We start from the raw sequence: 12,501 nt of genomic DNA on the forward strand, positions 1-12,501 counted from the left end.
ACTAGTAGATAATAGTAAAAATAGGTATTTTTATCCGTAATAAATTCGATTTGGTCCTGAAAAACGGAATTAATAAAATGAATAGAAATTTATAGTACAAGAGGATTCCTACAAATGTAGGGTCCTTTTTTATTTGTTTTCTTTTAAAATAAAAATGTAATTCAGAAAATTGTAAATATTTATTAAAGGGGGTATCAAAAATGCGGTATGTCTTATCATCACTATTCTTTTGCAGCTTGCTCATGCCAGCTTTCTCAGCAAGTGCTGAATCGTCTTCAACATCTGAATCTTCCGGTAATGATTATCCAATTGTATTGGTACATGGGCTAACAGGATGGGGACGAGATGAATTGTTTGGCTTCAAATATTGGGGAGGCATGAATGACCTTGAACAATATTTGAATAACAGCGGACACAAAACGTATACTGCCGAGGTTGGACCAATTTCTAGTAACTGGGATAGGGCGGTGGAACTTTATTACTATATTACAGGTGGAACGGTTGACTATGGGGCTGCCCATGCAAAAGAGTTTGGACACGCAAGATATGGACAGACTTTTCCTGGCTTCTATAGCGAATGGAATGGTAAAAATAAGATTCACCTTGTTGGACATAGTATGGGTGGACAAACTATCAGAATGCTGACAGAGCTATTGGAAAATGGAAGCCAGTCTGAACAAGAATATTATAAGGCGCACCCTGAGGAAGGAATTTCTCCACTTTTTGAAGGGGGAAAGCATTGGGTTCATAGTGTTACCACGCTGGCTACACCGAATAATGGTTCTACGTATGCTGATGCAGAAACAGTAAAAACGCTTGTTAAAAATATGGTTACTGATTATGCTGCTGTAACAGGAGCTGGTGGCGAAAATATCGTTTATGATTTCAAGATGGACCAATGGGGATTGAAACGAAAACCAGAAGAATCCTTCCTTACTTATATGGATCGTGTCATGAATAGCTCAATCTGGACTAGTAAAGATATAAGTTCGTATGATTTAAACACTGTCGGAGCTGCTGAACTTAACAACTGGGTGAAAACCAATAAAGATGTATACTATTTTTCATATACTGGGGACGCCTCCTATAAAGGACTTTTGACTGGTCATTATTATCCGCTGCCAACCATGACTCCTCTGTTATGGGATTCAAGTCTGTTCATTGGCTCTTATACAAGAACAAACCCTGCACCAGTGATTGACAAATCTTGGTGGCAAAACGATGGTATTGTTAACGTGAAATCTTCCAAATATCCATTCGGACAGGCAAATAAATCATTTGACGGCACGATTCAAAAAGGAGAATGGAACTACTATCCCGTCCAATACACATGGGATCACTTCGATTTTGTTGGATTAAGTGAAGCTCATGTTATTGGAATTAGACAAATTAATGACTTCTATTTAAATATCGCCAATCAACTCCATGGACTTCCAAAATGAGTTAATTTCATTGACCAAGAGCAAGTAATAAGAGGGGATGCGGTAAATGAAATGGCCTTTCATTGCCCGAGAACCCAAAAAATGAGGACTCAGGGTCAATGAAAAAAATTTGATTGACCGGATACCAAAATAAACTAGGTGTTCGGTTAATCAAAAGACCATACTTACTACGACATAAAATGAATTATTAATATACTGATAATATCTAGACAAATATATAAAATACTGTTATAATTATTTTCGTCGTTGAAAACATATGCGGGTGTAGTTTAGTGGTAAAACCTCAGCCTTCCAAGCTGATGTTGTGGGTTCGATTCCCATCACCCGCTCCAATTTGGGCCTATAGCTCAGCTGGTTAGAGCGCACGCCTGATAAGCGTGAGGTCGATGGTTCGAGTCCATTTAGGCCCATCATATCGTTTTAGAGAAACCGAACAATTTTTGTTCGGTTTTTTTGTGTCTTTGGGGAAAATAAATCGAAGAAATGGATCATTATGTGGAGGTACATGAAATGCCAGAACTTCCGGAAATGGAAAACTATAAAATCCTGTTAAACGAAAGGATAGCTGGTCAGGTTATTACCGATGTACAAGTAAACAGGGAAAAATCAATTAATCTTAATCCTACACTATTTATCAATACCGTTAAGCAGCAAAAAGTGCTCAATATAAATAGGCGTGGGAAGCATTTGCTTTTTCAACTGCAAAATGGACAAATCCTTCTTTTGCATTTAATGCTCGGAGGCTGGATGTTTTATGGATCTGAAGCGGACAAACCAAAACGAACGGTTCAAATCCGGTTATCGTTCGGGCAAAATCATTTGTATTTTATCGGTTTAAGACTAGGATATCTTCACCTCTATAATCAATCAGAAGTCGAAAAGGAGCTTTCCCATTTGGGCCCCGAACCATTGTCAAACGATTTCACCGTAAATGACTTTTTATTAAGAATCAATAAAAAACATGGTCGCTTGAAAACAGCGATGCTGGATCAAGAATTCATAGCTGGTATTGGCAATTGCTATTCTGCTGAAATATGCTTCCATGCAAAGATCTTACCATCAAAAGATATAGATGATATTAACGAAATGGGACGAGGACAGTTATACCAATCTATGAAATTCGTCCTTCAGGAAGCCCTAAAACATGGTGGATATCTTGAAAATCCATTTTATACTGGCGACAAGTTAACTGGAAGCTTTTATAAAATACGCAAAGTTTACGACAGAAAAGGTGGGACATGTATAAGGTGTGGAGCGATAATCATCGAAGAAATGATTTCTTCAAGGAAAACCTTTTATTGTCCTAATTGTCAGAAATAGATCCCGCGATCAATAGCGGGAAATTTTTTTAAAAAAATAATCAAAATATTTAAAATAAATAGTTTTCTATTTTGTCAAAAAAAAGTATAAGTTATTGTTTCGATTTTGCATCAAATGTAATATACTATATACAAATAAGTATAACACATTTAAAATTATCCTATAAAATAAGATACCTAATGGAAAAGTGAGGGGGTGTTAATGATTAAACTAACGAAACGCCAAGATGAGATTCTTGAAATTGTTAAGCAGAATGGACCTATAACAGGGAAGGAAATAGCAGAGAAATTATCTTTAACCAGGGCAGCATTACGGCCGGATCTCGCTATCTTAACTATGTCAGGAAACTTGGATGCAAGACCAAGAGTCGGTTATTTCTTTAATGATAATTATGAAGTTAAGCTCCAAGCTAAGGAATTTATCCATCAAAAAGTGACGGATTACAAAGCACATCCAATTGTAGTTGAAAAATCGACCTCGGTTTACGACGCTATAGTCCAATTATTTTTAGAGGATGTTGGTACCCTGTATGCCGTAGATACAGAAGGGCATTTGGCTGGAGTGATTTCCCGTAAAGATTTGCTTAGAGCATCATTAGGAAACAGGAATCTTCATGAATTGCCGGTCAGTGTCATCATGACGAGGATGCCGAATATCATCACCATTAATCCTGATGAAACTCTGCTTGAAGCAGCGAAAAAAATGATAAATAACCACATAGACTCCTTACCAGTTGTTAAGGAAGAGCAAAACAATACATATTTGCTAGTGGGACGAATTACAAAAACGACAATTACGAAAGCCTATTTGGAAATTATGGAAGAAAAATCACACTAAGGGGAGAGGCTGCCATTTTGGTCCAGAAAGAGGTTGTCTATGTAGTTTCTGACTCAGTAGGGGAAACGGCTGAGTTTGTAGTAAAAGCAGTGGCAACACAATTTAACGGAGGACAGGTTGAAATCCGCCGCAATTCCTATGTCGATGACTTTGAGGATATTGAAGATGTCATCATGCTGGCGAAACGAGGTCACTCCATTATTGCGTATACCATTGTTATTCCTTCTTTAAAGGAATATATCGATCGACGTGCTTCCGAAGAAGGTATATTAGCAGTTGATTTGCTCGGTCCCTTGATGAATGCATTTGCAACAAGGTTCAATAAGCAGCCGCATCACCGTCCAGGGTTAATGAGAAAGCTGGATGAGGAATATTTCAAGAAAATTGAAGCGATTGAATTTGCCGTAAAATATGATGATGGCCGTGACCCAAGGGGGATTACCAAAGCTGATATAGTCCTAATTGGAGTTTCAAGGACCTCCAAAACACCTTTGTCGATGTATTTAGCTCATCAGCGCTTTAAGGTCGCGAACGTACCCTTAGTTCCAGAAGTACCGCCGCCAGATGAATTGTTTCAAGTTCCGCGGAAAAATTGTATCGGCTTAATCATTTCACCAGATAAATTAAACGAAATTCGCAAGGAGCGCTTAAAGGCTTTGGGGCTCGGCTCGCAGGCAAATTATGCAAGCTTCCAGCGAATCTTAGACGAACTCGATCATGCTGAAAAAATTATGAAGCGGGTTGGCTGTCCGATCATTGACGTTTCAAATAAAGCAGTGGAAGAAACTGCGGGTTTAATTTTAGAAGTGTTGAAAAAAGAGAGGAGCTTTTAATCATGGAGAAATTCGTTTACTTATTTCAAGAAGGTAATGGCGATATGAGAGAATTGCTAGGTGGAAAAGGAGCAAATCTAGCGGAAATGACCCGGATTGGTTTACCAGTGCCGTATGGCTTTACGATTACGACGCAAGCATGTAATGCCTACTATGAAGCTAGCAAAACCATCCCAACAATCGTAGAAAAGCAAACTTTAGAAGCTCTTACTCGTTTAGAAGAAAAAATGAGCAAAAAATTAGGTGACCCGCAAAATCCATTACTAGTATCTGTTCGTTCTGGATCTGTTTTTTCAATGCCTGGGATGATGGATACCATATTAAATCTGGGAATGAATGATGAAACAGTTGTAGGGATGGCGAAATTAACCAACAACCCACGTTTTGCTTATGATTCATACCGCCGTTTTATTCAAATGTTTAGCAATGTCGTTCTTGAAATCGATACGTATTTCTTCGAACAATTTCTAGAAGAAACCCGCGAGCAAAAAGGCTATTCCTCTGACCCTGAAATGACCGCAGAAGACTGGCAGGAGGTTATTGCCGGGTACAAAGGAATTGTTAAAAAGCATACGCGAAAAGACTTCCCACAAAATCCAAAAGAACAGCTTTTCCTTGCCATTAATGCCGTATTTAACTCTTGGAATAACCAAAGGGCGATTGTATACCGCCGCCTCAATAAAATTCCTGATCATCTTGGAACTGCTGTTAATATTCAAAGTATGGTGTTTGGCAACATGGGCGAGGATTCTGGAACAGGCGTAGCGTTCACAAGAAATCCGTCAACGGGTGAGCATGTGCTGTATGGCGAATACTTAATTAATGCCCAAGGTGAGGATGTGGTGGCCGGAATCCGTACACCGCAGCCGATTGCCACTTTAAAGGATGAAATGCCTGGGGTTTACAAGCAATTTGCTGATACCTGCAAACGTTTAGAGCAGCATTATAAAGAAATGCAGGATATTGAATTTACGGTTGAATGCGGAAAGCTCTTCATTCTGCAAACCCGTAACGGAAAGCGTACAGCTCAAGCGGCGATTCGAATTGCCGTTGAAATGGTAGAAGAGGGTATCATTGATAAGAAAACAGCACTGCTTCGTGTCGATCCCGATCAATTAAATCAATTGCTGCACCGCCGTATTGATGACAAATTTGAAAAAAGAATTTTAGCAAAGGGCTTACCGGCCTCGCCAGGAGCGGCAACAGGGAAGGTAGTCTTTGATGCCGATGAAGCAGAAGCTTTGGGTAATGATGGGAAAAAAGTAATTCTCGTTCGTCCAGAAACAACTCCTGATGATATTCATGGAATCGTAGCTTCTCAAGCGATTTTAACAAGCCGCGGAGGAATGACCAGCCATGCAGCTGTTGTTGCACGCGGAATGGGGAAAGCCTGTATTTGCGGCTGTGAAGCGTTGAAAATTGATTTAAAAGCCAAACAATTTACGGTTGGTGAAACCGTCGTTAACTATGGCGACATTATTACCATCGACGGCTCAACGGGTGAAATTATGCTCGGAGAAATTCCAATGATCGACCCTGAGCTTTCAGATGAGTTCCAGCTGCTGCTAACTTGGGCCGATCAAGAACGAAAACTAGGTGTTCGAGCTAATGCTGATAATCCAGAGGATGCAAAGAAAGCATTTGAATTTGGGGCAGGCGGAATTGGGCTTTGCCGTACGGAACATATGTTTATGGATTTGAAGCGGATTCCAATTGTTCAAAAAATGATATTAGCGGAGCATTACAGTGAAAGAATGGAAGCATTAGATGAGCTTCTGCCAATGCAGCAAGGCGACTTTGAAGGGATTTTTGAAGCGATGCAAGGCTTCCCGGTAACCATCCGTTTACTAGATCCGCCATTACATGAATTTTTACCAGATAAAGAGGAACTTTTAGTAGAAGTGACGAAGCTGCAAATTTTAGATCCGCAATCACCTGAATTAAAGAAAAAAGAACTATTGCTTAAAAAAGTTCGTCAATTAGATGAATTCAATCCAATGCTCGGTCACCGCGGCTGCCGCCTTGGTATGATCCATCCGGAAATTTATGATATGCAAGCGAAGGCGATTTTCTATGCAGCTGCAAAGCTTTCAGAAAAAGGTATTGAAGTACAGCCGGAAATCATGATTCCTCTTGTTGGCCATGTGAATGAATTAAAGCAGATGCGCCAGCTGGTTATTGATGCGGCTGCTAAGATTCAAGAGGAAACAGGGAAAACGTTCCAATATACAATAGGAACGATGATTGAAATCCCTCGTGCTGCTTTGACGGCTGACCAAATTGCTGCGGAAGCGGATTTCTTCTCTTTTGGAACGAATGATTTAACACAAACAACCTTCGGGTATAGCCGTGATGATGCCGAAGGTAAATTCCTGCAGGCATATATAGAAAACAAAGTACTGCCAGAAAATCCATTTGCAGTACTTGACCAGGATGGTGTTGGTAAGCTTGTTGAAACAGGTGTAAAGCTTGGCCGCAGCACAAAGCCATCGTTAAAAACAGGAATCTGTGGTGAGCATGGCGGTGAAAAGAGCTCGATTGATTTCTGCTACCGCACAGGCTTAGACTATGTCAGCTGTTCGCCATACCGTGTGCCTCTTGCAAGATTGGCAGCTGCACAGGCAACAATTCGTCATGAGTTGAATAAAGAAGAGGTTTATACAACAGCTTAACTCTAATTTAGGACGGTTACCTTGAAAGGTACCGTCTCTTTTAATGGGATTATACTTTTATTTTCTGCTTATACTAAAAAAAATCATGGAAAAGGGAGTAATGATATGGGGGCAATCGAACGTAACGGGTACCGGTTTGTACCAGAGTATAGTATCATTCAACAAAATGGAGCTATACATGTTTACAACAGAGATCATTTCATAGAGGAAATTCAATTTCAGTTTTCTGGAAAATTTCCTGAACTAGATCAAATCGAGGACTTAGTAGACCGATATTGCGATTTACATAACATTTGACGGAACGCTTGTTCGGTAAAGAGAAAAATGCTATAATTAAAAATGCAATAGAATTGAATTTCTCAAGGGTGGGCGGCACACTTCCGATTGGAAGGAGGTGATGCTTTTGACAGTTTTTCAAGCATTGATGTTAGCTATTTCCTTTGCTAGTCTCATTGTCACGGTTCTGTCGTTCCACAAAAAAAAATAATCCACCCTTGAGCCGGCAAGCATAAGCGGTGGATTACTGCCTTATATGCCGATTCCCCTGAGGGAAACAGCTATTGCATGACCGAGTCGTCTAGTCATGCTCGGTCTTTTTTACTATATGAGATTCTATACTAACATTATACATAACTTCTTAGAAAAAAGAAATATTGAGGTGAGAACGAAATGAGTAAATTAATAACCATTTATCCTCAAGCGATTGAACATACAAAAATGAAAGTATATGAAGATATTGATCGATATTTGGAAACGAAGGAATCGGTGCCAACCTTTGAGCAGTATCTAAGCGACCGCAGCCACTATCTTGAACAGCTTTGGATCAATGTTTGGCTTAATAAATCCACGAATGATGTTCCAAAGAACGAAAAGAAACAATTTTTAAGTGAAAAAGGGTTCGAGGTTCAAGGGGTGGACCGCAAATTAATCAACAAGCTTTTTCGTGATGAAATGAGGACCTATCAGCCTTTTGATGTTATGTCATGGGTAAAAGAAAGCTTTCAAAATCAAGAAGAGGAATGGATCAAACGTTACCAGACTGCCATGGAAAATTTTCTGCATAGAGAAAAACTACAGCAGTTTGAAGAACAGAAACTGTACATTCAAAAAGAAATCGAAGAAGAAGCTGCTCTTATTTTGGAAGAGAAATATCAACTTTTTTACTTATATGTCCGACACTTTGTTGCAAAACAGCTACAAGCAGATATAAAAAGCAATGTGAAGTTTAAATCTGTAGATACGTTAGCACTTGAAGAAAAATTAGAGGATGAAGGTGCCTTTAACCCAGCGGAATATACAACTGTGGCATCTTTTTTTGAAGAATTAACCGGTGATATCCACAAAACTTTAAATTGGGGCAGAAGCTATTTTGAGTATCAAACGTATTTTTACGTATATGAAGGGCTGATCTCTGAATATCTTTCAGAGTTGATTCCCCAAAAAGTATTAGGTGAGTTACCTGGCCAACTGAAGGAAGAGTTTTTGGAGTCCTTTCACGAACCATTAACACCTTCCTTTGTAAAAGGAAGTATAACAGAGCTTCTTTATGATGTGGAAGGCTATTTTATTGAGGATATTCAGGACGAATACCTATCGGATCTATTGAAAATAGCAGAAATCCCATTTGATGTTTCGTTGCATCAGGAAATGTTCGAAAAAGATCTCAATGAAAGGGAAAGAAAGCAAGCCGAGGAACAAGCGGAATTAGAGCGGAAAAAAGCAGAAGAAGAACGGATGATGAAGGACATCTTTGGAGCAGAGTATGATCCATCCCTACAAAGACACGCACGCTATGTACTGCATATCGGTGAAACGAATACTGGTAAAACGCATCATGCCCTAGAAAAAATGAAAGAGGCAAATAGCGGTTTGTATTTAGCTCCACTTCGCTTACTTGCCTTAGAGGTGTATGACAAATTAAATGCCGAGGGTACTCCTTGCTCTTTGAAAACGGGTGAGGAGGAAAAAATCATTCCAAATGCCAATCACATTTCCTGCACGGTAGAAATGTTTCATGAAAAGGAATTTTATGAAGTCGTAGTCATTGACGAAGCACAAATGATTACCGACAAGGACCGTGGTTTTTCTTGGTATAAGGCTATTACTAAAGCCAATGCAGAAGTGGTACATATAATTGGAAGCAGAAATTCCAAAACGATGTTACTGGAGCTCTTGGGTGCTTCAGATATAGAGATTCATGATTACAGCCGTGATACTCCGCTGGATGTAGAGTCAAAAGAGTTTCATATTAAGCATGTTAAAAAGGGGGATGCACTTATTTGTTTTTCAAGACGGCGCGTTCTTGAAATGGCCTCTCGTCTGCAAAATGATGGCCATTCTGTGAGTATGATTTATGGAAGTATGCCGCCTGAAACCCGGAAAAAGCAAATCGAGCAATTTAATAAAGGAAAGACAAAAGTTATTGTAGCAACAGATGCGATTGGGATGGGGCTGAACCTGCCGATTCGTCGGATTGTGTTTTTAGAAAACGAAAAATTTGACGGAACAAGAAGAAGAATTTTAACTTCACAAGAAGTAAAGCAAATTGCCGGGAGGGCAGGCCGGAAAGGAATCTATAACGTCGGAAAGGTTGCTTTTACTAGTGATATTAAAAAAATGAGGAATTTATTGCTTCAGGAGGATACTCCTGTTCATACCTTTGCAATTGCGCCAACCAGTTCTGTGTTTGAACGATTTCAGCGCTATTATCGCGATCTGGGGACCTTTTTTGAACTGTGGGGGAAATTTGAAAGTCCTAAGGGTACAAAAAAGGCTTCATTGTCAGAGGAACGGATGCTTTATGAAAAGATTGCTGGTACTGAAATTGAAGCGCGACTATCATTAACCGATTTATACGGCTTTTTACATCTGCCTTTTGCAAAAAATGAACCTGTACTTATTAACCAATGGGAAAATACGATGCACGCCATTATCCAGGGGAGAGAGCTGCCTGAGCCGATTGTTAAGGAGAAAAGCCTGGAGGAACTAGAGCTTAGCTATAAAGCTGTTGGTCTTCATCTATTATTTTTATACCGATTAGGAGAGAGGACTGAAACAGTTTATTGGGAACGGCTGCGGGAGGAAATCAGTGATTTGGTGCAGGAACGGCTAAAAACAGATATCAAAAAATTCGTTAAGAAATGCAAAAACTGCGGAAAAAAACTGCCGTGGGATCATTCCTTTCCAACCTGCGATGCCTGCTATCGAGCAAGGTACAAAAAATATTGGTATGATGATGATTTTTAAAAGGCCTGAGAGAGGCCTTTTTTATTTGTGTTTAAATGCTAAAAGTCCCAGTATGATGAACACTTAACAATCTTTTTTACTATATTCGACATTCCAAATAATTTCCAAATCAGGTATTTTGAAGCTTTTTATTTACTAATTATTCTGATAAATTTGAATTCTACTAAATATATAGGGGTGTTGAGAGTGATAAAGGTTCTATCAAAATCAGCTTTTGCTTTAGCGATGGCCGGAAGTCTTGCATTTACTGGCTTCCAAACTAGCGATATACCAGCAAAGGTAACAAATGCAAAGAGTACATATGAATTAAGCCTTGCTCATTATGTTGGGGCTTCACCCGAACTTGCGGCTAAGGCAAAAGAATTAGGAAAAGATTTATCAAAAGTGGACCCTGCTGAAAAAGTAGCCGATCAAAACGGGACTAAATTTGAGCAAGCCGGTGATAACCATATGAAATATCAATCAGCAACAGGTGATGTACCTGTACTGGTAATTTTAGCAAAGTTTAAAGAAGGTGATGAGCCAAAAGGCGACGTTCCTGGCCAGGTCCCTCCCAAGTATTTTGAGGATTTAATATTTGGTGATCAATATGATCCTTACCAATTAGATGAGTTTAAACAGTATGCAGAATTTAATGGTCAAAAGGCTCCAACTGATAGCACCATGCAAAATATTTACAAGGAATCTAGTTATGGAAAAGTCACACTAGTAAAGAAAGATAATACAGACTTAGTTTGGGTCGAACTGCCTAAAGGTGCGTCCTACTATTTAGATCAGGATGGGAAATACGCTGAGGGAGGTAAGTATGTCAATGGTAACGTAAATGGAGACGCCCATAATGGGGAATTAGTTACGGATCTATTTAAAGCAGCTGATAGTGTAGTAGATTATTCAAAATATGCGGTAAAAGGCCAAGTTCCAAACGTCTTTATTGTCCATGAAGGAACCGGTGCAGAATTCAGTGCCGACCCGGCGCAAATTTGGTCACATAAATGGAATGCTTTAAGTGCGGAATATTATGGAAAGTACTATGAGACAGGCTTCTTTACGCCAGACGTTAATAAAGACGGAAAAGTTTCATCAAGTGAAATGAGCACTTGGCAGTCGAATTTCATAAAAGAACATACCCTTGACGGTGTATTAGTGAACAACTACAATATCCAGCCAGAAATTGGCGGAAACGTTGCTGGATACAATGAAGCAACAGGTGGTTATGATGAAGCTTCGAAAACAGGTCCATTCCCTGGTCAGGCAGGTGTGTTTGCCCATGAATTTGGACATGCTTTAGGATTGCCAGACTTCTATGATACTGTCTACACATCAGAGGGAGCTGGAAACTATTCAATGATGTCTGGCGGTTCTTGGATGAGATACCCGAATGCGGCAGCTTATTCTGGTAACTCACCAGTTCATTTTGACCCATATTCAAAAATCTTCCTTGATTGGGCTTCCCCAATTGTCGTTAAACCTACAGACGGAGTCCAAACCATTACTTTGCCGCCAGTTAATGAGGCTAAATCAACCAATGGAATTGTGAAAATGGAAGTACCTGGTTCAAACGGAACAGAATATTTCCTATTTGAAAATGTTCAGCAGAAAGGATTTAACAAAGGTCTAATTCGTGAGGGAGCAGATGCACATGGATTACTAGCATGGCATGTGGATGAAAATGTCCTATCACTCTATCAAACAGCCGGCTTCCGTCCGAACAATGTCGAAAACTGGATGAACAAACGCTTCCAATTTAACCAATCCCAAACGGCAAGCAACGGAACTGTCGTCACACACTACGGATTATCAGTGGTGCAGGCTGACGGCCAGTATGATTTAGAAAAGAATGTGAACCGTGGAGATGCGGCAGACTTTTTTAAGACTGGCAGCAAGCTAACACCAGTTTCCGGTAACGTTCATTCGGGATCTTACTACTTCTGGAAGGGCTTCAGCTCAACACCTGCAGATTCCGGAATCCATGTCACAGATATCACAGAAAATGAAGACGGATCAATTACAGCAAAATTCTACTATAACTTTAATGAATCTCAAAAGTAAAAAGAGAGCTTCTGTTCTTTCGTAAATTGGAATAAAGGCATTCTCCTGAGCCAACAAACAGAAAAAATCTACCTTAGCCGGTAGATTTTTTTTGTCATGATT

The 12,501-nt window shown here is 39.6% G+C and carries 9 protein-coding genes and 2 tRNA genes; all 11 read left to right on the plus strand.

Features of this window, described 5'->3' with window-relative positions; all coding sequences use genetic code 11:
* The first annotated feature begins 200 nt into the window (after positions 1–200).
* The 11 genes from ACIFOT_RS20270 to ACIFOT_RS20320 all read left to right on the plus strand — a co-directional run bounded on the left by ACIFOT_RS20270 (position 201) and on the right by ACIFOT_RS20320 (position 12,399).
* A complete protein-coding gene (locus ACIFOT_RS20270) occupies positions 201–1,442 on the plus strand; it encodes an esterase/lipase family protein (protein ID WP_430067130.1) in 1,242 nt (413 codons plus the stop codon).
* Positions 1,443–1,700: 258 nt separating this feature from the next.
* Positions 1,701–1,774 (plus strand) — tRNA-Gly (locus ACIFOT_RS20275).
* 4 nt (positions 1,775–1,778) lie between these two features.
* Positions 1,779–1,852 (plus strand) — tRNA-Ile (locus tag ACIFOT_RS20280).
* 100 nt (positions 1,853–1,952) lie between these two features.
* Entirely contained in the window at positions 1,953–2,762 is an 810-nt protein-coding gene (locus ACIFOT_RS20285) for an Fpg/Nei family DNA glycosylase (protein ID WP_430067131.1), read from the plus strand.
* Between the two features lie 201 nt (positions 2,763–2,963).
* Positions 2,964–3,599, plus strand: a complete 636-nt coding sequence (locus ACIFOT_RS20290; protein WP_430067132.1) for a helix-turn-helix transcriptional regulator — start codon at positions 2,964–2,966, stop codon at positions 3,597–3,599.
* A 17-nt stretch (positions 3,600–3,616) separates the two neighbouring features.
* The gene (locus ACIFOT_RS20295; protein ID WP_430067133.1) at positions 3,617–4,432 is read left to right on the plus strand and encodes a pyruvate, water dikinase regulatory protein; all 816 of its coding nucleotides are present in this window, start codon (positions 3,617–3,619) and stop codon (positions 4,430–4,432) included.
* 2 nt (positions 4,433–4,434) lie between these two features.
* Positions 4,435–7,104, plus strand: a complete 2,670-nt coding sequence (gene ppdK / locus ACIFOT_RS20300) for a pyruvate, phosphate dikinase (RefSeq protein ID WP_430067134.1) — start codon at positions 4,435–4,437, stop codon at positions 7,102–7,104.
* Positions 7,105–7,209: 105 nt separating this feature from the next.
* A complete protein-coding gene (locus ACIFOT_RS20305) occupies positions 7,210–7,401 on the plus strand; it encodes a YbxH family protein (protein ID WP_430067135.1) in 192 nt (63 codons plus the stop codon).
* A 100-nt stretch (positions 7,402–7,501) separates the two neighbouring features.
* Entirely contained in the window at positions 7,502–7,591 is a 90-nt protein-coding gene (locus tag ACIFOT_RS20310) for a putative holin-like toxin (protein ID WP_223590865.1), read from the plus strand.
* A 182-nt stretch (positions 7,592–7,773) separates the two neighbouring features.
* Entirely contained in the window at positions 7,774–10,350 is a 2,577-nt protein-coding gene (locus ACIFOT_RS20315) for a DEAD/DEAH box helicase (RefSeq protein ID WP_430067136.1), read from the plus strand.
* Between the two features lie 186 nt (positions 10,351–10,536).
* On the plus strand, positions 10,537–12,399 hold the full coding sequence (locus tag ACIFOT_RS20320) for a M6 family metalloprotease domain-containing protein (RefSeq protein ID WP_430067137.1): 1,863 nt from the start codon (positions 10,537–10,539) through the stop codon (positions 12,397–12,399).
* The last annotated feature ends 102 nt before the right edge of the window (positions 12,400–12,501 follow it).

The organism is Neobacillus sp. NRS-1170, from assembly GCF_050468025.1.